This window comes from Pseudomonas sp. FW215-R2, assembly GCF_058789255.1.
Genome location: NZ_JBYTBO010000020.1, coordinates 39,659 through 65,537 on the forward strand (window position 1 = coordinate 39,659; position 25,879 = coordinate 65,537).

The following is a 25,879-nucleotide window of genomic DNA, read 5'->3' on the forward strand; positions in this document are numbered from 1 at the left end:
ACCATGCCCGATAACACCCGCCGCGCCCGAGACGAAGCCTTCTGGCAAACCTTCGCCGACCGTTACGACCGCCACCCCGGCCCCATGAACCTGGAAAACGGCTACTTCGGGCGCATGTCGCGCACCGTGGTCGAGGACTATCAGCGCCACATCGAGCTGATCAACAACAGCAACTCGATCTACGTACGCCAACGCTTTGAACAGCACGACAGCCTCGACATCCGCGCGCAACTGGCCGAACTGATCGGTGTGCGTGCGCAAAGCATCGCCTTCACCCAGAACGCCACCGCCGGCCTGCAGTCGCTGATCCGCAACTACAACCGTCTCGAACCTGGCGATCAGGTGCTGATCTGCGATCTGGAATACGACACGGTCAAGGGCGCCATGCGTTGGCTGGCCCGCCATCGCGGGGTCGAGGTGATCGAGATCGAGCACGCGCACCCGGCCAGCTTCGACAGCCTGCTGGCGACCTACCGCGAAGCCTTCACTCGCTATCCGAAGCTCAAGCTGATGGCGCTGACCCACGTCACCCACCGCACCGGACTGGTGATGCCGGTGCAGGCCATCGCCTCGCTGGCCAAGGAACATGGCGTCGATATCATCCTCGATGGCGCCCATGCCCTCGGCCAGATCGAGTTCGATCTGGAAGCGCTGGGCATCGCCTTCGCCGGGTACAACCTGCACAAATGGATCGGCTCGCCGCTGACCCTGGGCTTTCTGTATATCGCCCCGCAACGCTTGGCCGACATCGACCCGGACATGGGCGAGATGCATTTCCCGCTCAACGACATCCGCTCGCGCACACCCCACAGCACGCCGAACATTCCGGCGCTGATGACCCTGCCGCTGGTGTTCGAGGAACACCGCTCACTCGGTGGCGCGGCGGCCAAGGGCGCACGGGTCAATTACCTGCGCAACCTGTGGGTCAGCGCCGTGCGTAACCTGCCGGGCATCGAAGTCATGACCCCGGACGATCCGCGGCTGTATTGCGGCATCACCTCGATGCGTTTTACCCGGCATGCCGACCAGCAGGCGATGGTCGAACGCCTGCTCAACGACTACAACCTGTTCACCGTCGTGCGCAACGGCGCAGCCTGCGGGCCATGCATCCGCATCACGCCGTCGTTGACCACGACGGCGGCGGAGATCCAGTCGCTGGTTCTGGCGCTGAATGAACTGCGTTAAACCGTGTACTTGTCGAAGTCCTCGGGCTTGATCTGCGACGACACCGCAAAGGTGTCGATGCCGATCGTGAGGTGGCCGAAGTAACCGTCCTCGTGGGAGTCGCGGCCGATCGGCCACACGGTCAGGGTCGAGGCCTCCCCACCCATGTTGGCGTAATAGACATCGTTGGCATTGCACACAGGCTCCGAGCCGCGCCCGCGATACGCCTTGGCGTTGAGCACCCCGCGAGAAACCACCTCGGGGAAGTACAGCTGTCCGACCCAGGCCACATTGCGCTCGTCCAGGTATTCGTTGCCGGCGACGATGCGCACCGCCACGTGAATGTGCAGGGCACGTCCGGCATAAAACCCCGGATAGATCGTGGTGAAGCGCACCCTGCCCTTGTGATCGCTGAACTGACCGCCGCGCAGGTAGGTGTCGTCGTCGGTTCGCGGGATCGAACCGATGTCTTCGACATCGACTTCCTGGTCCGGGTTGACCCGACTCCAGCCGGAATAGGCGCCCCGTGCGTTGCAGTGCCAGATATCCACCAGTGCCCCGCTGACCGGTTCGGCGGTCATCGCATCGACGATGGTCAGGCGCAACAGCAAAGGCAGGCCCTCGGCACCTTCGCTGATGTTGCGGCGCAGCAGTTTGGGATTGCGAAAATACGGCCCGGCGACTTGCTCGGGGGCCAGTTGATAAATCGATGGCGCTGAAGGCTGGTTATCCATGACGCGTTCTCTCTTCCATAAGATGAACGCAGGTTAGCGCCCCACGCGAAGCCGGGTGCGGTAACTATGTATCTCCAGATAACGTATCTCGAGATAACGAAGGTTTTTTGCGGGCAAAAAAAAACGGTGCACCGACCAAGCGCACCGTTAAAGCCGTAGAACACACAACGAAGTGTCAGGAAAAAACTATTTCAGAAACATCAGTCCAGCAGCGCCAGAGCCTCGGCGGTGCATTCCTGAATGCGCGCCCAGTCGCCGTTCTTGATCCACTCAGGATCCAGCATCCAGCTACCACCCACGCACATGACGTTTTTCAGCGCCATGTAGCTCTTGATGTTGGCCGGGCCGACGCCGCCAGTCGGGCAGAATTTCACTTCGCCGAACGGGCCGCCCAGAGCCTTGATGGCCGCCACGCCGCCGCTGACTTCAGCCGGGAACAGCTTGAAGCGGCGATAACCCAGGCCATAGCCTTCCATGATGCCGGAGGCGTTGCTGATGCCCGGCAGCAGCGGGATCGGGCTTTCGACGCTGGCTTCCAGCAGGTCACGGGTGATGCCCGGGGTGACGATGAATTGCGAACCAGCCGCTTCGGCCGCGGCCAGCATGTTGCGGTCGAGCACGGTGCCGGCACCGGTCACCAGCTCCGGGCGCTGTTCGCGCAGGATCTGGATCGCCTTGAGGCCGAACTGCGAACGCAGGGTCACTTCCAGCGCGGTCAGACCACCGGCGGCCAGGGCATCGGCCAGCGGCAACACGTCCTGTTCACGGGCGATGGTGATCACCGGCAGGATCCGCGCCTTGGCGCAGAGGCTGTCGATCAGGGCAACTTTGTCCGCCATGGAAACGGTCGGGGATGGGGTTGTCATAGCGGCTGTTCCTTGGCTCATGGGCACCAGTAAATCTCTAACGTAGGTTGCAGAAACGCGCGAACCGGCATGGCGGCGACGTCGTTGGATGCCAGTGCGGCATTCAGGGTGGTCAGTTTCGACTGACCGGAAATCGACAGAATCTTGTGCCGCGCCGAGGCCAGCAGCGCCCGGCTCATGGTCAGGCGTTGACGCGGCACGCTTGGCGCCAGCATCGGCCAGCAGCGACGGGTGCCATCGGCTTGCAGGGCTTCAGTCAGGTTCGGGCTGTCCGGGAACAACGACGCGGTGTGACCGTCATCGCCCATGCCCAACACCAGCACGTCGATGGGCGGCAACTCGGCGAGCAACCGATCGGCCTGCTCCGCAGCCTGCTCGACGTTGGCCGCCGCGCTGTAAAGGCTGAGGAACTGCGCCTTGGCCGCCGGGCCCTTGAGCAGATACTGCTTGAGCAGACCGGCGTTGCTGTCGGCGTGTTCGACCGGCACCCAGCGCTCGTCGGCCAGGGTCACGACGACCTTCGACCAGTCCAGCGCCTGCTTGGCCAGGTGCTGGAAAAACGCCACGGGGCTGCGACCGCCGGACACCACCAGCACAGCGTTGCCGCGCGCTGCCAATGCATCGCTCAACTGCTTGGCGACATTCAGCGCCAAGCCTTCGGCGAGCAACACCGGGCTCTTGAATTCGTGGGCATTTACGCCCGCGGGCAGTTTCACATCAGATATCGCCATACCACGACCTCCCGTCCCGCGTGATCAATGCAATGGAGCTCATCGGCCCCCACGACCCGGCCGCATACGGCTTGGGCGCGTCACCGGACTTTTTCCACCCGGCGATCAACTGGTCACACCACTTCCACGCGGCTTCGATTTCATCTTTACGGACAAACAGGTTCTGATTGCCGTTCATCACTTCCAGCAACAACCGCTCGTAGGCGTCGGGGATCCGCGCGCTGCGCCAGGTGTCGGAGAAATTCAGTTGCAACGGGCCGCTGCGCAGCTGCATGCCCTTGTCCAGGCCTTGATCCTTGGTCATCACACGCAGGGAAATGCCTTCGTCCGGTTGCAGACGGATGATCAGTTTGTTGCTGATCTGCAGGCGCTGCTCCGGGGCGAAGATGTAGTGCGACGGTTCCTTGAAGTGGATGACGATCTGCGACAGTTTCTGCGGCATGCGCTTGCCGGTGCGCAGGTAGAACGGCACGCCGGCCCAGCGCCAGTTGCGGATATCGGCACGCAGGGCGACGAAGGTTTCGGTGTCGCTCTGGGTGTTGGAATTCGGTTCTTCGAGGTAACCCGGTACGGATTTGCCTTCGCTGTGGCCGGCAATGTACTGGCCGCGCACCACTTGAGTGGTCAGGCCTTCCGGGCTGATCGGCGCCAGCGCCTTGAGCACTTTCACTTTTTCGTCACGGATGCTGTCGGCGGACAGGTCGGCCGGCGGGTCCATGGCGATCAGGCAAAGCAGTTGCAGCAGGTGGTTCTGGATCATGTCGCGCAGCTGGCCGGCCTTGTCGAAATAGCCCCAGCGGCCTTCGATGCCGACCTTCTCGGCCACGGTGATTTCCACGTGGGAGATGTAATGCTGGTTCCATTGGGTTTCGAACAGGCTGTTGGCGAAACGCAGGGCGATCAGGTTTTGTACCGTCTCTTTGCCCAGGTAGTGGTCGATGCGGTAGGTGCGGTTCTCCGGGAAGAACTGCGCCACGGCGTCGTTGACCTTGCGCGAGGATTCCAGGTCCGAGCCGATCGGCTTTTCCAGCACCACGCGGGTGTTTTCGGCCAGACCGACTTTCGCCAGGTTCTCGCAGATCGCGCCGTACACCGCCGCCGGGGTGGCGAAGTAGGCAATCATGCGTTGTTTGGTGCCCGCCAGTTCGGCCAGCGCCGCGTAATCTTCAGCCTTCAGGAAGTCGACGTGCAGGTAGGTCAGGCGCGCCAGAAAGCGCTCGGCCACGGCCTCGTCCAGTTCCTTGCCCACGTAGCGGCGCAGTTCGGCGGCAATGAATGCCATGTGCTGCTGTTCGGTGCCTTCTTCACGGGCCAGCGCGATAATACGCGTGTCCTCGTGCAGCAGGCCGGCGCCATCCAGGTGATAAAGGGCAGGAAACAGCTTGCGCAGGGCCAGATCGCCCAAGGCGCCGAACAAGGCGAAGGTGCACGGTTCAACCGTAATCGAAGGCATGATGTTTGTTCTTTTATCAAGTTAAGCTACAAATACCTTTTTTCAAGGCATCACTCAAGGGAAAATGTAGTAATAACCACAACATTTTCGCAAAATACAGATTCCGAGTGGTGGTCGGTCGGAGCCATCAGTAGGATAGGCCACCGTCACGGGCCACATCAAAGGCCCAATTTGCATAGCCGCGCGCTTATCGGCGCCGGTGAATCTAGGAATTCTTATGGACCGCGTGCGAAATTTACTGGAACAAATCCAGAGTCGCCTTGAAGAGCTGAACAAGGCCGAACGCAAAGTCGCCGAAGTGATCCTGCTCAACCCACAGCAGGCCACCCGCTTCAGTATCGCCGCCCTCGCCCAGGCGGCGTCGGTCAGTGAACCGACGGTCAACCGTTTCTGCCGTTCGTTCGGTGTCAGCGGCTACCCTGAACTCAAGCTGCAACTGGCCCAGAGCCTGGCCAGCGGCGCGGCGTATGTCAGCCGTGCAGTGGAAGCTGATGACAATCCCGAAGCCTACACACAGAAAATTTTCGGCAGCGCCATCGCCTCGCTCGACAGCGCCTGCCAGGCGCTGGACCCGAACCTGATCAGCCGCGCCGTCGACCTGTTGATCCAGGCCCGGCAGATCCACTTCTTCGGCCTGGGCGCCTCGGCCCCGGTGGCTTTGGATGCGCAACACAAGTTCTTCCGTTTCAACCTGGCGGTGACCGCGCACGCCGATGTGCTGATGCAACGGATGATTGCGTCGGTGGCGCACACTGGCGAGCTGTTCGTGATCATTTCCTACACCGGGCGCACCCGCGAACTGGTGGAAGTGGCACGCATCGCCCGGGAGAACGGCGCTTCGGTACTGGGCCTGACCGCCGAGAACTCGCCACTGGCTAAGGCCAGCACCCTGAGCCTGAACATTCCGCTGCCGGAAGACACCGACATCTACATGCCGATGACTTCGCGGATCATTCAGTTGACGGTGCTGGATGTGCTGGCGACGGGGATGACGTTGCGTCGCGGGGTGGATTTCCAGCCGCATCTACGCAAGATCAAAGAGAGTTTGAATGCTAGCCGGTATCCGGTGGGTGACGAGTTCAACTGAAGATCAAAAGCCCCTCACCCCAGCCCTCTCCCGGAGGGAGAGGGAGCCGACCGAGGTGTCTTGCGTTATACATCGACCTGAAAGATTGGGTCGATTATGGATTCGGTACTGCAATTTCACGTCGGCGTAACTCGCCAGCATCCCGCGGTCAGTCCCCTCTCCCTCCGGGAGAGGGCTAGGGTGAGGGCAGCAGTGGAACTGACCCACTCAAGCAGCAGCCCAAGCCTGCAAACTCAAATGCGCCTTCTCCCCCGGCGCCAGATGCAGACTGTCAGTCCCACCCGCCGCTGCTTCAACACAGACAAATTCCGAGATCTCATCCCAAGTCACGCCCAGCAACGGCCGCGCCCCCGGGTGCCACACCACCGTGTCCGCGCTGTCACCGGTATCGATGCACAACTCGCGCTGCCAGGCGTGATCCTTGAGCTGCAATTCGCCGTCGTGCTGGAACACGCGCTGACAGCCGCCATCGACCCGTAATTCGCCTTCCTGCTGACAAATCTCACGGTTCAACTGATCGTAACCCTGCGCCCCTTCGAGCCCAGACAGCGCTATCTCACTCACATCGCCAATACGCCAGTAAGCGTGCAAAGCCTGGCTCAACTGGCACGGCATGTCGTCCTGATGCTCGGTGCTCAGGCGCAATTCCATGCGTTCACCCAGGTGCGCGTGCAGGTCCACCTGCCAGTCGCACAGCTGCAATTGCCAATGCAGGCGCACGCCGTCATCGCTGGTGCTGCTGTCGAGCAGTTTCCAGTCCAATAGTCGAGCCCAGCCGTGGGACGGCCACGCGTTTTCGCTCGGATGACGGCCATACCACGGCCAGCAAACCGGCACACCGCCACGGATTGCGCCGACATGCGGCCACTTTGCCGCGCACCATAGCCACGGTTTTTGCCCGCGCGGTTGAAAATGCAGCAACTGCGCGCCCTGACGACTGAACACCGCCTGACACAGCGGATGGTCGATCACCAGCACATCGCGCATCTGATAGCGCTCCCAGGCGAACACCGGTCGTTCGCGCAAGGATTTGAAGAAGCGTTGCAGCGGATGCTCATGCATGGGCCACGGTTCCAGATTCAACTTTCATGGGCTGCGACGCCCCTTTGCAAAAAAAAGCGGACAGCCTGGGCTGTCCGCAAATATGCGCACATAGAGAGGAGCTTATCGCAGACGCGTTAGAACGTAGACTGAATTTTCAGGCCAGCGACCAATGCGTTGTCCACTTGATCCACGCCACCCGGGTGAGTGATGTATTGCAGGTTAGGACGCACGGTCAGCCAGTTGGTGACGTGGAAGCCGTAGTTGATCTCGTAGTTGTATTCGGTCTCGCGAATCGGCGAGAACACCGGATTGTCGTAGTCCGAAACACCGTTGGAAGCGTTCAGCAGCTCGGCGTTTTTCTTCACGTCGTCGTTGACATGGATACGCGCGGCACCGATACCGACGTCATCCTTCGGACGTGCATCGAACGGGCCCTTGTAGACAAACATCACCGACTGATAGTTGTCGATGAAGTTGGTGTCCTTGTCGTGGAACGTGGCGTTGGCCGCGATGTTCAGACCACGGGAAGCGTCGCCGTTGTGGCTGGTGAGCTGCTGTTGCGCAACGAACCAGTAGCCGTGTTTGCTGCTGTGGGTGCGGTAGGCGTTACCGGTGGTTGCTGCGTCGTTGCCGTTGATGTCTTCACGGACGTCATTGGCATCAGCCGTGCTCTTGTAGTAACCGACGCGGTATTCGCCCGGCAGGCTGTTGACCTTCGGCGACCAGACCAGTTCGACCGGCAACACGGTACCGGCGGTGCCGCTGCCGCTGAGCTTGAAGCCGTTGCCGTGTTCCAGCTGCGACGGGTTCTGGTTGTACGCGCCGATCTGCGCGTAGAGCTCGTCGTTGATGTTGTACTTCACGCGGATCGCGGCCTGGCTGACGGGCCAGTTGTACCAGATGTTGGTCGCCCAGTTACCCACCTGCGAGCCGCAGAACGCCAGGTTCTGGAATTCGCACGGGAAGGTATTGAAGTCTTCGCCTTCACCGAAGTAACCGGCCTTGACGTCGAGTTTGTTGTCGAAGAACTGGTGCTGAATCCACAGTTGGGTCAGACGCACCATATGGCCACGACCGTAGACTTCCTGCGAGGAAGACAGGGTGCCGGCACGCGGATCGCCAACGCGGTCGTTGGAGATGTTCTGACCGTTACGGTTGGTCAGTTGGATCTTGGCCTGAGTGTTGTCCCAGCCCCAGAGTTTTTGCAGGTCCAGTGCCACGCCCAGACCGAACTGGTCGCTGTAGCGGCCGGTCTTGTCGTCGTTGTAGCCGCCATGCAGGTTGGCGCCCATTTCCCCAACGTAGTCGGCCTTGATGTCGATGCCTTGCTCGATCAGCTTGGTCCGCTCACCACCCCAGTCGCCCGTCATCCACTTGGAATCGGAGCTGAATGCATCGGCGGCCATGGCATTGCCGGCCAGAACCAATGCGGCCGCAGCTGACATTTGGCAGATCAACCGGGCATTGACGTGTTTCTTTTTCATCCCTACATCCTCGTCTTTATTGTTATTAACTGTTTTTTTCCAACGCGGTTTACATCCCCTGCAGAAATGAGCCTGTTGCAGGCTCATTCCCACATTGATTTCTTACCGACCTTTGAACTGAGCAACGTTGGCGCTGTGCGCTTCAGACTTCGGCAGACCGGCAACCCCCAGGCGTTCGCCGCTCTTGGCATCGAACAGCAGCACTTTCGACGGATCGAATTGCAGGGTCAGGGTCTCGCCCACCTGCGGCGCCACGTCCGGGGCCAGACGGCAGCAGACCTTGGTGTCGTTGAGGTTGACGAACACCAGGGTGTCCGGACCGGTCGGCTCGGTGACTTGCACTTCAGCCTTGATGCTCGGCAGGCCGTTGCCCTCGCCGTTCGCCAGAACAATCTGCTCCGGACGCAGGCCGAGGATCACTTCGCGGTCTTCGAGACCGGCGTCCTGCATCGCCATCGGCAGCTCGCAACGGGCCTGGCCGCTGTCCAGCAGCGCCACCAGACGGCCGTCCTTGCGTTGCAGGCGCAGCGGGATGAAGTTCATCGGCGGCGAACCGATGAAGCTCGCCACGAACAGGTTGGCCGGGTCGTTGTAGATCTCTTTCGGCGTACCGAACTGCTGGATGATGCCGTCCTTCATCACCGCCACCTTGTCGCCCAGGGTCATCGCTTCGATCTGGTCGTGGGTCACGTAGACCGTGGTGGTTTTCAGGCGCTGGTGCATCAGTTTCATTTCGGTGCGCATCTCGACGCGCAGCTTGGCGTCGAGGTTGGACAGCGGTTCGTCGAACAGATAGATCTTCGGTCGACGCGCCAGTGCACGGCCCATCGCCACGCGCTGTTGCTGGCCACCGGAGAGCTGGCCCGGCTTGCGATTGAGCAGGTGCTCGATCTGCAGCAGCTTGGCCACGCGGGCGACTTCTTCGTCGATGGCCGACTGGCTCATCTTGCGGATCTTCAGACCGAACTCGATGTTCTCGCGCACGCTCATGGTCGGGTACAGCGCGTAGGACTGGAACACCATGGCGATGTCGCGATCTTTCGGGCTCATGCCGCTGACGTCCTGGTCACCGATCATGATTGCGCCGCCGGTGATGGTTTCCAGGCCGGCGATGCAGTTCATCAGGGTCGACTTGCCGCAGCCCGAAGGCCCGACAAGGATCAGGAACTCACCGTCCTTGATCGACAGTTCGATGTTCTTCAGGGTGTCCGGCAGGCCGGCACCGTAGGTCTTGTTTACATTGCGAAGTTCGAGCGTAGCCATGATTACCCCTTGACTGCGCCGGCCGTCAGCCCGCGCACGAAATACTTGCCTGCGACCACATAGACCAGCAGGGTCGGCAGCCCGGCGATCATCGCCGCCGCCATGTCCACGTTGTATTCCTTGGCCCCGGTGCTGGTGTTGACCAGGTTGTTCAGCGCCACCGTGATCGGTTGCGAATCACCGCTGGAGAACACCACGCCGAACAGGAAGTCGTTCCAGATCTGGGTGAACTGCCAGATCAGGCAGACCATGATGATCGGCGTCGACATCGGCAGGATGATCATGCGGAAGATGGTGAAGAACCCCGCACCGTCCAGGCGTGCCGCCTTGATCAGCGCATCCGGAATGCTCACGTAGTAGTTACGGAAAAACAGCGTGGTGAACGCCAGACCGTAGACCACATGGATGAACACAAGGCCGGTGGTGGTGCTCGCCAGGCCCATCTTGCCGAGGGTGAACGACGCCGGCAGCAGCACGGTCTGGAACGGCAGGAAGCAGCCGAACAACAGCAGACCGAAGAACAGCTGCGAACCGCGGAAGCGCCAGAACGACAGCACGTAGCCGTTCAACGCACCGATGGCGGTGGAGATGATCACGGCCGGAACGGTGATCTTGATCGAGTTCCAGAAGTAACCGTCAACAGTCGCCCAGGCTTTCACCCAGCCGATGCCGCTGACCACGGTCGGCCAGCTCAGCAGGTTGCCGGTGGAGATGTCTTCCGGGGTCTTGAAGCTGGTCAACAGCATGACCACCAGCGGTACCAGATACAGCAGGACCGCGAGGATCAGCACCGCGTAGATCGCGATGCGGCTCAGGCTGATGGAAGGTTTGGCAGCGAGACTAGTCATGACGCTTGGTCCTCAGCTCGGAGTACAGGTAAGGCACGATGATCGCGAGGATCGCACCGAGCATCAGAATCGCACTGGCCGAGCCCATGCCCATCTGCCCACGACTGAACGTGAACGAATACATGAACATCGCCGGCAGGTCGGAGGAATAACCCGGGCCGCCGGCCGTCATGGCCGCCACCAGGTCGAAGCTCTTGATCGCAATGTGCGCCAGGATCATCACCGCACTGAAGAACACCGGACGCAGGCTTGGCAGCACCACTTTCCAGTAGATGCGCGGCATGCTCGCGCCGTCGATCTGGGCGGCACGGATGATCGACTGATCAACGCCACGCAAACCGGCGAGGAACATCGCCATGATGAAGCCCGAAGCTTGCCAGACCGCCGCGATCACCAGGCAATACACCACGCGATCCGGGTCGATCAGCCAGTCGAGACGGAAGCCTTCCCAGCCCCAGTCCCGCAGCAATTTGTCCAGGCCCATGCCCGGGTTGAGCAGCCATTTCCACGCGGTACCGGTGACGATCATCGAGAGCGCCATCGGGTACAGGTAAATGGTGCGGATGAAGCCTTCACGACGGATTTTCTGGTCGAGGAAAATCGCCAGTGTCACGCCGATCACCAGGGTGATGCCGATGAACATGCCGCCGAACACGGCCAGGTTCTTGCTCGCCACCCACCAGCGGTCGTTGTCGAACAGCCGCGCGTATTGCGCCAGCCCTGCCCACTTGTAGTTCGGCAGGAAGGTCGACGTGGTGAACGACAGGACAAACGTCCAGAGGATATAGCCATAGAAGCCCACCAGAACGATGAACATGCTCGGCGCCAGCACCAGTTTCGGTAGCCAGCGCTGCAATGCGTCGAACGGCGAGGCCTTGCTGAACACAGCAACAGAACTCATGGGAAGATCCAGTAAAGAAGATGAGGGACCGCTGCAAGCTGCCAGCCTCAAGCCGATGCGCGACTTGAAGCTGGCGGCTGCTCTACGCTGGTGTTACTTGGCAGCCTTGATGGCGGTGCCGAGTTTCTTCGCAGCGTCGGCCGGGTCGGCTTTCGGGTCGTTGATGTAGTTGGTCACGACATCAAAGAACGCACCCTGTACGGCCAGCGTGGTCGCCATGTTGTGCGCCATGCTCGGCTGCAGGCCGCCGTTCTTGGCGTCTGCCAGGAAGTCCTTGGCAGCGGTCTGGGCGCAGGAGTCGAAACCGTACTTGCCCATGTCGGCGAGCATGTCGTTGCGCACCGGGATCGAGCCCTTGTTGATGCTGAAGACTTTCTGGAAGTTTTCACCCAGCACGACTTTGGCGATGTCCTGCTGACCGGCCGCGGTGCCCGCGTCCTTCTGCTTGAACACGGCCAGGGAATCGATGTTGTAGGTGAACGCCTTGTCGGTGCCCGGGAAGGCTACGCACTCGTAATCCTTGCCGGCGACTTTCTTGGCGGCGGTCCATTCGGACTTGGCCCAGTCACCCATGATCTGCATGCCGGCCTTGCCGTTGATGACCTTGGCCGCTTCCAGGTTCCAGTCCTGGCCTTTGCCGTCCTGGTCCATGTAGGTCGCGACTTTCTTCAGTTCGGTCAGGGCCTTGACCATTTCCGGGCCGGTCAGGGCAGCGTTGTCCAGGTCGACCAGGGCTTTCTTGTAACCATCAACGCCCATCACCGACAGCACGACCGCTTCGAACACGGTGCTGTCCTGCCAAGGCTGGCCACCGTGGGCCAGCGGGATGAAACCCGCAGCCTTGAGCTTGTCACCGGCAGCGTAGAATTCTGCGAGGGTGGTCGGGGCTTTTTCGATACCGGCTTTCTTGAAGACTTCCGGGTTGATCCACAGCCAGTTCACACGGTGAATGTTCACCGGCACGGCCACGTAATCACCTTCGAACTTCACGGTGTCGGAGACTTTCTTGTCGAGCAGGCTGTCCCACTTCTCGGACTTGGAAACATCCTTCAGCACGTCAGTGCTGAGCAGACCGGTCGACGCCCATTCCTGGATGTCCGGGCCTTTGATCTGGGCAACGCCCGGCGGGTTGCCGGCGACGGCACGGCTTTTCAGCACGGTCATGGCAGTCGCACCGCCACCACCGGCGACAGCGCCGTCTTTCCAGGTGAAACCGTCTTTTTCCACTTGTGCCTTGAGCACATCGACGGCGGCTTTTTCGCCACCGGACGTCCACCAATGCACGACTTCCACCGAACCTTTGGATTCGGCAGCGGAAACACTCAGGGGCAGCACAGCGAGCGGGAACAGGGAGGCGACAGAAATGACAGTAGCGAGGCGAGAAATCGCATTCATCTGAGATGTACCTTTCTTGTTGTTATGCATGCAAGTCTGGTGCTTGCGCTGCACACGAGTTTAAACAGAGCGCTTCCCTTCGCAGGTAACGAAGGGACGCGCAAATGTCACCGCATGGTTACACAGGAACGGGCCGGGACAACTGTGCCAGCGCAGTCGCCATGCTCGGCGCCAGCGGCAGACGCGGGATCAGTACGGCTTGCCAGGCGTGATACAGATCCGGTTTGCCCGCCCAGATATCGGCACTTGGACGGTTTTGCGGATCGAGTTCGTGATGCCAGCTGCCGTCGCAACGGTCGATGAAATTCGCTTCGCAAAATTCCCAGAACAGTCGGTACCAGGTTTCGTACTGGGCATCGCCGGTACGTTTGAGCAAGGCGCTGGCAGCGGCGCTGGCCTCGGCGTGGGTCCAGTGCAGGCGATGGCGCACCACCGCTTTGTTGTCCCAATCGAGGGTGTAGACGATGCCCGGGGCGCCATCGACGTCCCAGCCATGACGGCAGTTGTTCTCGAACAGCTTTTGCGCATCGGTGGCCAGCCAGCCCGGCGTGAGCATCCCGGCCTGAACCCGCGCCGCTTCGAGGTGCAGCAACAGCCGCGCCCACTCGAAGCCGTGGCCCGGCGTGGTGCCGTACGGGCGGAAACCGTCGGCGGGATTGTCGTGGTTGTATTCGCGCAGTGGCTGCCAGTTTCGGTCGAAATGCTCGATCACCAGGTAGTCGTTGGCGGCGGCGTGACCATGAATCACCCGCTCGACGATGCGCTGCGCACGTACCAGCCAGCGCGGGTCTGCGGTGACATCGGCCAGCGCAAGGAACGCTTCGGTGGCGTGCATGTTGCTGTTGGCGCCGCGATAGGCTTCTTCCTCGCTCCAGTCACGGTTGAAGAATTCGCGCATGGCGCCCTCTTCTTCGCTCCAGAACCAGGTGTCGATGATGTCGATGGCGTCATCCAGCAACGCCTGTGCGCCAGGACGCTGGGCGACCACCGCGGAACTGGCCGCGAGGGCCACGAAAGCATGCAGATAGGCGTTCTTGCCGGTGTTGCCGTCGCGGTGTTCGGCGACGGCAAACCAGCCGCCATGCAGCGCATCGCGCAACGGGCCGCGCAACGCCTGGATGCCGTGATCGACCAGCTCGGCAAACCCCGGCAGGCCCTGAATATGGGCCATGGCGAAGCTGTGGGTCATGCGCGCGGTGTTCATGGTTTCGGCTTGCGCACCGACCTGAAGCTGGCCGCGCTCATCGAGATTGCCGAAGCCTTCGGGCAGTCGCGAAGCCTTGGCGAATGCCAGCAGGCGCAGGCCTTCGTCGGCGAGCCATTGCTGGTGGGCAGGGGCGTTCAGCCAACTGCTGAAGCCCGGATTGAAGTGATCCATGGAAGGCCTTTTTTGTTGTTATGACTGCGGGCAGTCTAAACAACGGGCCGGGGTGGGCTTGTAACGAAGGGGACGGGTTTTGTCACCGACCGGTGACATTCAGATCAATCCGCCGAACGCGGCAATTGCAGGGTCACGCGCAATCCACCCTCACGCAAATTCTGCAACGTCACTTCACCGCCATGGCTATGAGCAATGTTGCGGGCGATCCCCAAACCGAGACCATACCCCTGCTGCTGCCCCGCCAAACGGAAGTGCGGCTCGAACACCTGCTCCAGCCGCTGCTCCGGCACGCCCGGGCCTTCGTCGTCGACATGCAGCACGAACGCACTCTCGTCGTCATCGATATGCAGATGCGCGTTCTGCCCGTACTTCAGCGCATTGTCGATCAAGTTGCCGATGCAGCGCTTGAGCGCCAACGGCTTGCCCGGATACGCCGCCAGCGCCCGCCCCTGCTGGGTGACGCGGCCATTGCCGTTGGGCGCCAGATACGGCTCCACCAGGCAGTCGAGCACATGGTTCAGATCCACCGGCTCGATGTTTTCGTGGATGTCGGTGTCCTTCACGCATTGCAGCGCGCCTTTGACCAACAGCTCCAGCTCATCCAGGTCGCGGCCGAACTTGGTTTGCAGTTGTTCGTCTTCCAGCAGTTCGACCCGCAGACGCAGGCGGGTGATCGGCGTGCGCAGGTCATGGGAAATTGCGCTGAACAACTGGCTGCGCTCAGTGAGGTAACGGCTGATGCGCTCGCGCATGGTGTTGAACGCGCGGCCCACCTCGACCACTTCGCTGCCGCCACCCTCGGCCACCGGCTCGACGTCGGCGCCCAGCGACAAGTCCCGCGCGGCCCGCGCCAGACGCTTGAGCGGCCGGCTCTGCCAATGCACCAGCAGGCCGATGAACAACAGCAGAAAGCCGCTGGTGAAGACGATGAACCACACCTGCTGGGTCGGCAGGCCTTGCTCTTCGAGACTGGTGTAGGGCTCGGGCAGCAGCGAGGCGATGTACAGCCATTCACCCGGTGCCAACTGGATCTGGGTCACCAGCACCGGCGGATTCACCGGTTCCAGGGTCAGCGCGTAATGCGCCCAGGAGCGCGGCAACTCATCGAGTTTCAACCCGGCATTGAAGATCCGCAGGTCATCGGGGCTGACGAAGGTCACCAGAATATCGGTGTCCTGGCCCAACGACTGACGCAGCACCTCATCCACCGCCTGAAGCACCGCCGCCTTGCGCGGCGTGACCGGCAACACGTCCATGCCCAGCGGTTTGTCATTCAGCGTCACCACAAAACGCGTGCCGCCCATGCTGCGCAACTGATCAAGCACCAACGGCCGGTAAGCCACCGGCAACGAGCGGAAATAGCTGACGCTGGCGGTCATCGAATGGGCGAGGCTGCGGGCGCTGGTGACCAGGCCTTCGAGCTGGGTCGCGCGCAATTGGGACACCCAGATCACACTGGACAAGGTCTGGGCAAACAACACCGCCAACAACGTCAGCAGCAGCATCCGCCCAAGCAGCGAGCGCGGCATCGGCACTTTGCGTGCGGTGTTGCGCAGGAACTCAGTGACCATTGCCGGCAACCACGTTGGCTGCCAGTTGGTAGCCGCTGCCACGCACGGTGCGGATCAGCCGTGGCGGTTTTTCGGTGTCGCGCAGACGCTGACGCAAGCGGCTGACGGCCATGTCGACGATGCGATCAAGCGGCATCAGGTCGCGGCCACGGGTGGCGTTGCCGATGGTGTCGCGGTCGAGGATTTCCTGGGGGTGATCGAGGAACAGTTTCAACAGGGCGAAGTCGGCGCCGGACAGAATCACTTCCTCGCCGTCGGTGTGAAACAGCCGATGGCTGACCATGTCCAACCGCCACTCGTCGAACGCCAGCACTTCACTGCCGCTGCGTTCCTGACCGAACTGGGCACGGCGCAGCAGAGCTTTGATCCGGGCTTGCAGTTCGCGGGGGCTGAAGGGTTTGCCGAGGTAGTCGTCGGCGCCCAGTTCCAGACCGATCACCCGATCGGCCTCGTCGGAACTGGCAGTAAGCATGATGATCGGCACCTGAGCCTGACGCGGATGCTGGCGCACCCAGCGGCACAGGCTGAAGCCGTCTTCATCGGGCAGCATCACATCAAGAATCACCAGATCGCTCGGCGCCTCGTTCAGCGCCTGGCGGAAGCTGGCGCCGTCGGCCGTGGCCCGTACCTGAAAACCCGCGCGGGTCAGGTAGGTTTCCAGCAACTCGCGTATCTCCTGGTCGTCATCGACCAACAAAATCGACTTGTTGACTGAACTCACTTCGAAGGCATCCTTGTTGTTGGAATTGGGCGGATTATGCCTGATGTGCCGATGGTTCCCACGCTCGGCGTGGGAATGATCATTGACCGGATTGTTCGAGCGCGACTCCTGCACCGACGAGACCCGAGTACGGCGCCGTTACCAGCCACACCGGAATCCCCTTGAAGTAATCGCTCATGCAGCCCTTGTCGGCGAAGCTGCGGGCGAAACCGCTTTCGAGAAAGAAATCGGCAAAGCGCGGAATCACGCCGCCAACGATGTACACCCCGCCGCGGCCGCCAGTGGTCAGCACGTTGTTGCCGGCCACGCGACCGAGCCAGCAGCAGAACTGCTCCAGCACTTCCAGGGCAATCGGGTCGCCCGCAAGACCGGCGGCGGTGATTGCTTCCGGCGTATCGAGTTTGGGTTCATGGCCATCCACCGCGCAGATCGCCCGGTACACCCGAGGCAAACCGCCGCCGCTCAACGCGGTTTCCGCACTGACGTGGCCGATTTCGTTGTGGATGTGCTGCCACAGTTGCGTTTCACGCGGGCTGCTCAGCGGCAGATCGACGTGGCCGCCCTCCCCCGGCAACGCGGCAAACCGGCCTTCGCCCAGATCGAGCAAGGTGCCGACACCCAGGCCGGTGCCCGGGCCGATCACCGCCGCCGGACGCAACGGTTCCGGCGTGCCTTCGCAGACCACGCGGAATTCGCCGGGCTGCAAACGGGTCATGCCCAGCGCCATCGCCGAGAAATCATTGATCAGCAACAACTGCTCGACCTGCAACGCCTGGCAGAACGCCTTGCGGCTCAGGCGCCAGTGGTTGTTGGTGAACTTGAATTCATCGCCGCTCACAGGACCTGCCACCGACAGGCACACCGAACCGATGGCGCCCGGCGCCAGGCCGAGCCCGCTCAGGTAGAGGCTGATCGCCTCTTCCGGGCTGGCATGGTCAGCAGTGGCCAGCACCTGCACCGATTCGAGCTGCTGATCTTTCCACAACGCAAACCGCGCGTTGGTGCCTCCGATGTCACCGACCAAAGCCAGTTTCAATTAAGCGTCTCCAGGGCAGAAGTGAAGGCGCTGGCGCCCTGCTCTGCCGAGCTGAAGGCCAAACGCATGAAGCCAAACAGTTCGCGGCCGCTGCCGATGTTGTTGCCCAACAGGCCTTTGGCGGGTTCGCGCGCTGCAAATTCGGCGGCGTCCACCTTGAGTTCCAAGGTGCCTTTGACGCCATCGACGCGGATGATATCGCCCTCTTGCACGCGAGCCAAAGCGCCGCCGACATAAGCTTCGGGGCTGACGTGGATCGCCGCCGGGATTTTCCCCGACGCGCCGGACATGCGCCCGTCAGTCACCAGTGCAACCTTGAAGCCGCGATCCTGCAGCACGCCGAGGAACGGCGTCATCTTGTGCAGTTCCGGCATGCCGTTGGAACGCGGCCCCTGGAAGCGCATCACTGCGACGAAATCCTTCTCCAGCAAACCGGCCTTGAAGGCGTCCGCCAGATCCTGTTGATCCTGGAACACCATGGCCGGCGCTTCGACGATCTGGTTTTCCAGCGCCACGGCGGACACCTTCATCACGCCACGACCGAGGTTGCCTTCCATCACCCGCAAACCACCCTCTGCCGAGAACGCACGAGCCACCGGACGCAGGATGTTTTCGTCGAGGCTTTCGGTCGGGCCTTCGCGCCACACCAGTTTGCCGTTATCGAGGAACGGCTCCTTGGTGTACTGGCTCAAGCCGTGGCCGAGCACGGTGTTGACGTCTTCGTGCAGCAGGCCGGCTTCGAGCAGTTCGCGGATCAGGAACGACATGCCGCCCGCGGCCTGGAAGTGGTTGATGTCGGCCTTGCCGTTCGGATAGACGTGGCTCAGGGTCGGCACGACTTCGGAGAGGTCGGCCATGTCCTGCCAAGTCAGTTGAATGCCTGCCGCCATGGCAATGGCCGGCATGTGCAGGGTGTGGTTGGTCGAACCGCCGGTGGCGTGCAGCGCGACGATCGAGTTGACCAACGCTTTCTCGTCGACGATTTCGCCGATCGGCATGAAGTTGCCGTTCTGTTTGGTCAAGCGCGTGACCTGATGCGCGGCTTCGCGGGTCAGGGCATCACGCAGCGGCGTGTTCGGGTTGACGAAGGACGCGCCCGGCAAGTGCAGGCCCATGACTTCCATCAGCAACTGGTTGGTGTTGGCGGTGCCGTAGAACGTGCAGGTGCCCGGGCTGTGGTAGGACTTCATTTCCGATTCCAGCAGCTCTTCGCGGGTCGCCTTGCCTTCGGCGTACTTCTGCCGCACGTCGGCTTTTTCCTTGTTGGAAATCCCCGAGACCATCGGCCCGCCCGGTACGAAAATCGTCGGCAGATGGCCGAAACGCAGGGAGCCCATCATCAGGCCCGGCACGATCTTGTCGCAGATGCCGAGCATCAGAGCGCCGTCGAACATGTTGTGGGACAGCGCCACCGCCGTCGACATCGCGATCACTTCGCGGCTCGGCAGGCTCAGCTCCATGCCCGGCTCGCCCTGGGTCACGCCGTCGCACATGGCAGGCGTGCCGCCGGCGAACTGGCCGACCGAGCCGATTTCGCGCAGGGCGTTCTTGATCTGTTCCGGGAAGACTTCGTACGGCTGGTGCGCCGAGAGCATGTCGTTATACGACGAAACAATGGCGATGTTCGCCGAGTTCATCATCCGCAGGCTGTGCTTGTCTTCGCTGCCGCATCCGGCCACGCCGTGGGCGAAGTTGGCGCATTGCAGCTTGCCGCGCATCGGCCCGTCAGTGGCAGCGCCGCGAATCAGCGCAAGGTAAGCCTGACGCGTGGCGCGGCTGCGGGCGATAAGCCGTTCGGTGACCTCAAGAACGCGGGGATGCATGTGTAGAACTCCAGGCTAACGGATGTGGCGACCTGATTGTCTATGCTGATCAAAAGCCCGTTCGCGTGGGATGACGAGCGGTTTTCTTGATCATTCGGACCAGTTGATTCAGGTCACTCGTTGTAGATAAAACAAAATATTGCCACTAAAAAGGCTTGTTTTCTATTTTTATGCGAATAATCTTGTAATTCCAACAACAAAACGACGGCGGCGCTGTTCAATGACTCTTCGAATCGCAATCAATGGTTTTGGCCGCATCGGCCGTAATGTCCTGCGCGCACTGTATACCCAAGGCTATCGTCAGGATTTGCAGATCGTCGCCATCAACGATCTGGGCGACAGCGCGATGAATGCGCACTTGCTCAAATACGATACCGTTCACGGCACGTTCGATGCTGAAGTTGCGCATGACAACGAGAGTCTGACCGTCAACGGTGACCGCATTTCGGTCAGCGCCATCCGCAACCCTGCCGAACTGCCGTGGGCTGCGGAAAAGATTGATGTGGTATTCGAATGCACCGGTCTGTTCACCGACCGTGCCAAAGCCGCCGCGCATATTACTGCCGGTGCGCGCAAAGTCATCATCTCGGCCCCGGCCAAAGGCGCCGATGCCACCGTTGTTTATGGTGTGAACCACGACATCCTGCGCCAGTCGCACCAGATCATTTCCAACGCATCGTGCACCACCAACTGCCTGGCCCCGGTGGCCCAGGTGCTGCACCGCGAACTGGGCATCGAAAGCGGTCTGATGACCACGATTCACGCCTACACCAATGACCAGAACCTGACCGACGTCTATCACACCGATCCGTACCGCGCCCGCTCCGCCACCCAGAACATGATCCCGAGCAAGACCGGTGCTGCCGAAGCTGTGGGCCTGGTGTTGCCGGAACTGGCAGGCAAGCTGACCGGCATGGCCGTGCGCGTGCCGGTGATCAATGTGTCGCTGGTTGACCTGACCGTACAATTGAAGCGCGAAGCCTCGGCCGATGAAGTGAACGCACTGATGAAAGCCGCGAGCCAGCATTCGAAAATCCTCGGCTACAACACCCTGCCGCTGGTATCGAGCGACTTCAACCACAACCCGCTGTCGTCGATCTTCGACGCCAACCACACCAAATCCAGCGGCAAACTGCTGAAAGTGCTGGCCTGGTACGACAACGAGTGGGGCTTCTCCAACCGCATGCTCGATAACTGCCTGGCGCTGTGCAACGCGGAATAAAACCGCTGCCGCCGATTTGAGAGCGGGTAATAGCTTTACCAACCTTTGACAAATCAACACTTGACCACTCGAGCGGATGATAAGCATTATCATTCGCTCGAAATGGATCAGGTCCTCCCGTGAGTCAGTCGCAGTTCAATCACGTTTTCCTCGCCCAGCGCACTTCACTGCTGCGAACGCTGGAACGAATGGTCAACAACCACAGCACCGCCGAAGACCTGTTGCAGGAAACCTACCTGCGCGTCACCCGGGCGCTGAGCGAACGGGCCATCGATCACCTTGAACCCTTTGTCTTCCAGACCGCGCGCAACCTGGCGCTGGACCATTTGCGTGCGCGCAAGATTCATTCACGCACCATGGTCGACGACGTACCGCAGGACGTGGTGCACAGCGTCGCCGCCCCCGCCAGCAGCGCCGAAGACGCCGCCCACGCCGAACAATTGCTGGAGCGCCTGAACGTGAGCCTCGGTGAACTCAGCCCCCGTCAGCAGCAAATCTTCATCCTCAGCCGCCTGCACGGGCACAGCTATCAGGAAATCGCCGAAGAACTCAGCGTGTCCCTCAGCACGGTGCAGAAAGAACTCAAACTGATCATGACCATTTGCATCGGTGTCGCCGAGCGCCTGAACGGCGACTGACCAGGCCTTGTCCGTATTCGACAGGATCGACTGCACTGATCATCGGGCTTTGTTACCCTTGCCCGACTTTTACGCTTCACTAAAAAAACAGCCGTGCACAGACACTGCCGAGGAAACACCGTGACGGACACCCACCGCCCTCCTTCGCCCGATAAGGCGCAGGACGCCGCCAACGCAATGGACCAGGCTCTGGACTGGCTCATCGTGCTCGGCAGTCCGGACGAGGAGCAGACCCGGCAGTTTCATGCCTGGCTGGCGGCCGATCCGTTGAACGGCCAGGCGTTCGCCAAGGCCCAGGCGATCTGGGACGGCCCGCAGATCGCCCAGTGCGCGCAGAACCTCGCGGCCAAACCGAAGAAAGTCACCGTCCTCACACGTCTGCGTCCGCACTGGAAACCGCTGGCCACCGCCGCCGTGCTGGTGCTCGGTCTGTTCAGTTTCAGCAACCTGCCGATGCGTTTGCAGGCCGATCACCTGACCGTGGTCGGCGAGCGTCAACGCCTGCAGCTTGAGGACGGTTCGAAAGTCCTGCTCAACACCAATTCCGCCTTCTCCAGCACGATCAACGATCGACAGCGGGTGGCGCGCCTGTATCAAGGCGAAGCGTTTTTCGAGGTCCCGGCCAACCGTGGTCAGCCGCTGGAAATCGACGCGGGGCCGGTGAAGGCCAGCGTGCGCGACACCGCGTTCGCCGTGCGTTACCTGGACGGCGTGGCACAGGTGCGGGTGCAGCGCGGCGATGTCGATCTGCGTGCGACCCGTGACGATGCCCGGGTGCGGCTGTCCGCCGGAGAAAGCATCCGCATCGGCCCGAATGGTTTCGATCGCCCGGCCAAGGTCGATGCCGCCACCGATCTGGCGTGGGTGCAGGGTCGGCTGATCTTCGAGAACTGCCCGCTGAACCAGGTGCTGGCCGAACTGCGCCGCTACTACCCGGGCTTCATCATCAACACCAACGAGCAGTTGGCCGACGTCGCCGTCACCGGCAATTACCGTCTCGACCAACCGCTGGACGTAGTGCGTTCGCTCGCTCACATCACCTCGGCCAAACTTCAGGAATTCCCGGCGCTGGTGATTTTGAACTAAATGAGAATTATTTTTACTCGATAGTCAAAGCTCGTTCGTCTCGTTATAGCCAATGCAATTGATTCGCATCTCGCGATACCAATCAGCACCTATAAAGATTCGTGCGACACGGAGCGCTATCGATGTCCTCACGCCTTACCCGCCAGACTTCTTCCCCTTCCCGCGTACTGTCGCTGCTGACCGCTGCCATCCTGATGGCCGGCACCGCGCCGCTGATGGCTGCCACCGAGCAACCGGCACGCAACATGGGCGATTACTCGTTCGCCATCGGCCAGCAACCGCTGGTGTCGGCGCTCAACGCGTTCACCGCCGTCACGGGCTGGCAGGTCGGCTTGCCGGCGGAACTGGGTCAAGGCGTGTCGTCGCCGGGCGTGCGCGGTTCGCTGCCACCGGAAAAAGCCCTGGAGCGCCTGTTGGTGGGGACCAACCTGAGCTTCCGCAAACTGAGCAACAACAACGTCGTGCTGGAAAAGCGCAACAACAGCGGCGCACTCAACCTCGATCAGGTGACCATCAGCGCCACCCGTCAGGAACAGTCGGTGAGCAGCGTGCCGGCCACCGTCACCGTGCAGACCCGTCAGGACCTGGACCGCAACAACGTCAACACCATCAAGGATCTGGTGCGCTACGAGCCGGGCGTCTCCGTCGGCGGCGCCGGCCAGCGCGGCGGGATCAGCGGTTACAACATTCGCGGCATCGACGGTGACCGCATCCTGACTCAGGTCGACGGTGTCGAAGTACCCGACGGTTTCTTCAACGGCCCGTACGCCAAGACCCAGCGCAACTACGTCGACCCGGAAATCGTCAAACGCGTCGAAATCCTCCGCGGCCCGGCTTCGGTGCTCTACGGCAGCAACGCCATCGGCGGCGCCGTCAGCTACTACACCCTCGACCCGGACGACATCATCAAGCCCGGCAAAGACGTCGGCGCCCGCCTGAAAACCGGCTACAGCTCCGCCGACGACAGCTGGCTGAAATCCGCCACCGTCGCCGGTCGCGCCGACCAGTTCGACGGCTTGCTGCACTACAGTCAGCGCGACGGTCATGAAACCGATTCCTACGGCAGCAACAACGGCACCGGTCTTGAGCGCACTGCCGCCAACCCGGAGGACGTGAAAGCCACCAACGTACTGGCCAAGATCGGCTGGAACTACAGCGAAGGTTCACGCCTGGGCCTGACCTACGAAAAGTACAAGGATGATCGCGACACCGATCAGAAAAGTGCCTACGGCGGCCCGTTCTTCAATGGTGCTCCGACGATCCCCAACAGCATGCTGCCCGGCGGCATGTATCAGTGGCGTACCGGCAACGACACCGTCACCCGCGAGCGTTTCGGCCTGGAGCACAGCTTCGCCCTCGACAGCCTGCTGGCCGATAACGTGAAGTGGAGCCTCAACCACCAGGTCGCCAAGACCGACCAGAGCACCGAAGAGTTCTACTACCCGATGACCCGTAAAGTGCTGCGTACCCGCGACACGATCTACGAGGAAAAACAATGGGTGTTCGATGCGCAACTGGACAAGGCATTCGCCATCGGTGACACCGATCACGTGCTGACCTACGGCACCACGATCAAACAGCAGAAAGTCACCGGTTCGCGCAGCGGCGACGGCAAGTGCCTGGCAGTCGGTCGCGGCTGCACCGCCATCGGCGCCACCAGTGCGGCCGACGTGCTGAAGAAGTCCAGCGACTTCCCGGACCCGACCATCAACACCTACAGCCTGTTCGCCCAGGATCAGATCAGCTGGAACAACTGGACCTTCCTGCCAGGCCTGCGCTACGACTACACCCAGCTCAAGCCGCACATCACCCAGGAATTCCTCAACACCGTGGCTGCCGACGGCAAAGGCACGGTCAGCGACGAGAACAAGACCTGGCATAAAGTCTCGCCGAAATTCGGCCTGACCTACGCCCTGACCGAAAACTACACCTGGTACGGTCAGTACGCCGAAGGCTTCCGCACCCCGACCGCGAAAGCGCTGTACGGCCGCTTCGAGAACAGCACCACCGGCTACAACGTGGCACCGAACCCGAACCTGGAACCGGAAAAAAGCAAAAGCTATGAAACCGGTCTGCGCGGCAACTTCGAGCAAGGCTCGTTCGACGTGGCGGTGTTCTATAACAAGTACCGCGACTTCATCAACGAAGACGCCGTCACCCCGGGCTACAGCGAGCTGACCTTCCAGTCCAGCAACATCAAGCACGCCACCATCAAGGGTGCCGAAGTCAAAGGTCGCCTGAACCTGGATTCCTTCGGCGCGCCGCAAGGCCTGTACACCCAGGGCTCGATCTCCTACGCCTACGGACGCAACAACGACAACGGCGAGCCGTTGAACAGCGTCAATCCGCTGACCGGCGTATTCGGTCTGGGTTATGACCAGGACAACTACGGCGGCCTGCTGAGCTGGACCGTGGTGAAGAAAAAGGATCGCGTCGACGACAGCAACTTCAAGTCGCCGGACGGTGTCAGCAGCCAGTTCAAGTCGCCGGGCTTCGGCATTCTAGATCTGGCCGGTTATTACAAGGTCACCGACGACGTCACCGTCAGCGGCGGCATCTACAACCTGACCGACAAGAAGTACTGGTTGTGGGATGACGTGCGCGGTTACGACAGCGTCGGCGAAGCTTCGGTGACACAACCGGCCAACCTTGATCGCCTGACCCAGCCGGGTCGCAACTTCGCGATCAACCTGGTCTGGGATATCTGATCCGGCCGACCTCACGGTGCGCGTGCATTGCCGCGCCGTGAGGTTTTTTTACTGTCCGGCGCTTGCCCGTACGTCTCGTTATCAAGCGCCTCTTCTTTTCAAGGACATCTCATGAGCACCCCGGAAAAAGCCCTGCGTTCGCAACGCCTGAACCAGATCACCCACGAGCCGCACAGCAAGCTCGATGCGCTGGTCAAGGCGCACGCGCCGTTCGAGACCCGTGCCAATTTCGCCCGTTTCGTGGTTGCGCAGTACCTGTTCCAGTCGGAACTGGTCTCGCTGTACAACGATGCCGAACTGACCGCCATCGTCCCTGACCTGCCGGCCCGCTGCCGCGCCGAAGCGGCCAAGGCCGACCTCGCCGATCTCGACACCGAAGTGCCTGCCCCGGTCACCGGCGCGGTGAAGAACCCGAGCAAGGCCCGCGCCCTGGGCTGGATCTTCGTGTCCGAAGGTTCCAAGCTCGGCGCTGCGTTCCTGATCAAACGCGCCGTTGCGCTGGAACTGAGCGAAACCTTCGGCGCCCGTCACCTGGGCGAGCCTGAAGGCGGTCGCGCCGAAGGCTGGAAGAGCTTCGTGCGCACCCTCGACGCGCTGCAATTCAGTGCCGAAGAAGAAGCCGAAGTGGAGCAAGGCGCGATCGACGCGTTCAACCGCTTCACCGTGCTGCTGGAACAGGCTTACGCCACAGAAGCCGAGCTGGCCTGATCCCACGCCCGACAC

The 25,879-nt window shown here is 61.4% G+C and carries 22 protein-coding genes; 7 read left to right on the plus strand and 15 right to left on the minus strand.

Annotated features, from left to right (window positions below; translation table 11 throughout):
- Positions 1-3 precede the first annotated feature (3 nt).
- Positions 4-1,185 carry an aminotransferase class V-fold PLP-dependent enzyme gene (locus tag AC3WRD_RS23620; protein WP_102621295.1) on the plus strand — a complete coding sequence of 394 codons (1,182 nt, stop codon included), beginning with the start codon at positions 4-6 and terminating at the stop codon, positions 1,183-1,185.
- Here AC3WRD_RS23620 and AC3WRD_RS23625 read toward each other — a convergent pair.
- From AC3WRD_RS23625 to zwf, 4 genes are all read right to left on the minus strand, one after another.
- Positions 1,182-1,898 (minus strand): intradiol ring-cleavage dioxygenase, encoded by a 717-nt coding sequence (locus AC3WRD_RS23625; protein WP_102621294.1) that lies wholly within the window; start codon positions 1,896-1,898, stop codon positions 1,182-1,184. The genes AC3WRD_RS23620 and AC3WRD_RS23625 overlap by 4 nt on opposite strands.
- A 200-nt stretch (positions 1,899-2,098) precedes the next feature.
- Positions 2,099-2,764, minus strand: a complete 666-nt coding sequence (locus AC3WRD_RS23630; protein ID WP_011335602.1) for a bifunctional 4-hydroxy-2-oxoglutarate aldolase/2-dehydro-3-deoxy-phosphogluconate aldolase — start codon at positions 2,762-2,764, stop codon at positions 2,099-2,101.
- Positions 2,765-2,781: 17 nt separating this feature from the next.
- Positions 2,782-3,495 (minus strand): 6-phosphogluconolactonase, encoded by a 714-nt coding sequence (gene pgl / locus AC3WRD_RS23635; RefSeq protein WP_096818242.1) that lies wholly within the window; start codon positions 3,493-3,495, stop codon positions 2,782-2,784.
- The gene (gene zwf / locus AC3WRD_RS23640) at positions 3,482-4,948 is read right to left on the minus strand and encodes a glucose-6-phosphate dehydrogenase (RefSeq protein WP_085709658.1); all 1,467 of its coding nucleotides are present in this window, start codon (positions 4,946-4,948) and stop codon (positions 3,482-3,484) included. The genes pgl and zwf overlap by 14 nt, the downstream gene beginning before the upstream one ends.
- Before the next feature lie 226 nt (positions 4,949-5,174).
- On the opposite strand from zwf, the gene AC3WRD_RS23645 reads away from it, so the two are divergent.
- Entirely contained in the window at positions 5,175-6,035 is an 861-nt protein-coding gene (locus AC3WRD_RS23645) for a MurR/RpiR family transcriptional regulator (protein ID WP_169842436.1), read from the plus strand.
- A 207-nt stretch (positions 6,036-6,242) separates the two neighbouring features.
- On the opposite strand, the gene AC3WRD_RS23650 is transcribed toward AC3WRD_RS23645, so the two are convergent.
- From AC3WRD_RS23650 to edd, 11 genes are all read right to left on the minus strand, one after another.
- The gene (locus AC3WRD_RS23650; RefSeq protein ID WP_102621293.1) at positions 6,243-7,097 is read right to left on the minus strand and encodes a D-hexose-6-phosphate mutarotase; all 855 of its coding nucleotides are present in this window, start codon (positions 7,095-7,097) and stop codon (positions 6,243-6,245) included.
- 116 nt (positions 7,098-7,213) lie between these two features.
- The gene (locus tag AC3WRD_RS23655) at positions 7,214-8,563 is read right to left on the minus strand and encodes a carbohydrate porin (protein WP_102621292.1); all 1,350 of its coding nucleotides are present in this window, start codon (positions 8,561-8,563) and stop codon (positions 7,214-7,216) included.
- Positions 8,564-8,665: 102 nt separating this feature from the next.
- Positions 8,666-9,826, minus strand: a complete 1,161-nt coding sequence (locus tag AC3WRD_RS23660) for an ABC transporter ATP-binding protein (protein ID WP_102621291.1) — start codon at positions 9,824-9,826, stop codon at positions 8,666-8,668.
- A gap of 2 nt (positions 9,827-9,828) precedes the next feature.
- Entirely contained in the window at positions 9,829-10,674 is an 846-nt protein-coding gene (locus tag AC3WRD_RS23665; RefSeq protein ID WP_096818250.1) for a carbohydrate ABC transporter permease, read from the minus strand.
- Positions 10,667-11,575, minus strand: a complete 909-nt coding sequence (locus tag AC3WRD_RS23670; RefSeq protein WP_085697145.1) for a carbohydrate ABC transporter permease — start codon at positions 11,573-11,575, stop codon at positions 10,667-10,669. The genes AC3WRD_RS23665 and AC3WRD_RS23670 overlap by 8 nt, the downstream gene beginning before the upstream one ends.
- Positions 11,576-11,668: 93 nt before the next feature.
- A complete protein-coding gene (locus AC3WRD_RS23675; RefSeq protein ID WP_102621290.1) occupies positions 11,669-12,970 on the minus strand; it encodes an ABC transporter substrate-binding protein in 1,302 nt (433 codons plus the stop codon).
- Between the two features lie 118 nt (positions 12,971-13,088).
- On the minus strand, positions 13,089-14,348 hold the full coding sequence (locus AC3WRD_RS23680; RefSeq protein ID WP_102621289.1) for a D-mannose isomerase: 1,260 nt from the start codon (positions 14,346-14,348) through the stop codon (positions 13,089-13,091).
- A gap of 104 nt (positions 14,349-14,452) precedes the next feature.
- Positions 14,453-15,880 carry an ATP-binding protein gene (locus AC3WRD_RS23685; protein WP_173861378.1) on the minus strand — a complete coding sequence of 476 codons (1,428 nt, stop codon included), beginning with the start codon at positions 15,878-15,880 and terminating at the stop codon, positions 14,453-14,455.
- Positions 15,881-15,911: 31 nt separating this feature from the next.
- The gene (locus tag AC3WRD_RS23690; RefSeq protein WP_025112821.1) at positions 15,912-16,643 is read right to left on the minus strand and encodes a response regulator; all 732 of its coding nucleotides are present in this window, start codon (positions 16,641-16,643) and stop codon (positions 15,912-15,914) included.
- Between the two features lie 79 nt (positions 16,644-16,722).
- A complete protein-coding gene (locus AC3WRD_RS23695; protein ID WP_102621288.1) occupies positions 16,723-17,679 on the minus strand; it encodes a glucokinase in 957 nt (318 codons plus the stop codon).
- Positions 17,676-19,502 (minus strand): phosphogluconate dehydratase, encoded by a 1,827-nt coding sequence (gene edd, locus AC3WRD_RS23700; RefSeq protein WP_102621287.1) that lies wholly within the window; start codon positions 19,500-19,502, stop codon positions 17,676-17,678. Before edd ends, AC3WRD_RS23695 begins: the two co-directional genes overlap by 4 nt.
- A gap of 220 nt (positions 19,503-19,722) precedes the next feature.
- On the opposite strand from edd, the gene gap reads away from it, so the two are divergent.
- The 5 genes from gap to AC3WRD_RS23725 all read left to right on the plus strand — a co-directional run bounded on the left by gap (position 19,723) and on the right by AC3WRD_RS23725 (position 25,864).
- The gene (gap, locus tag AC3WRD_RS23705; protein ID WP_096818258.1) at positions 19,723-20,724 is read left to right on the plus strand and encodes a type I glyceraldehyde-3-phosphate dehydrogenase; all 1,002 of its coding nucleotides are present in this window, start codon (positions 19,723-19,725) and stop codon (positions 20,722-20,724) included.
- Between the two features lie 119 nt (positions 20,725-20,843).
- Positions 20,844-21,362 carry an RNA polymerase sigma factor gene (locus tag AC3WRD_RS23710; protein ID WP_085709647.1) on the plus strand — a complete coding sequence of 173 codons (519 nt, stop codon included), beginning with the start codon at positions 20,844-20,846 and terminating at the stop codon, positions 21,360-21,362.
- Positions 21,363-21,482: 120 nt separating this feature from the next.
- Positions 21,483-22,448, plus strand: coding sequence for a FecR family protein (locus tag AC3WRD_RS23715; RefSeq protein WP_102621286.1), 966 nt, complete (start codon positions 21,483-21,485; stop codon positions 22,446-22,448).
- Between the two features lie 122 nt (positions 22,449-22,570).
- Complete coding sequence (locus AC3WRD_RS23720; RefSeq protein ID WP_102621285.1) at positions 22,571-25,156, plus strand: TonB-dependent receptor; 2,586 nt, start codon at positions 22,571-22,573, stop codon at positions 25,154-25,156.
- A 111-nt stretch (positions 25,157-25,267) separates the two neighbouring features.
- Entirely contained in the window at positions 25,268-25,864 is a 597-nt protein-coding gene (locus tag AC3WRD_RS23725) for a biliverdin-producing heme oxygenase (protein WP_102621284.1), read from the plus strand.
- Positions 25,865-25,879 lie beyond the last annotated feature (15 nt).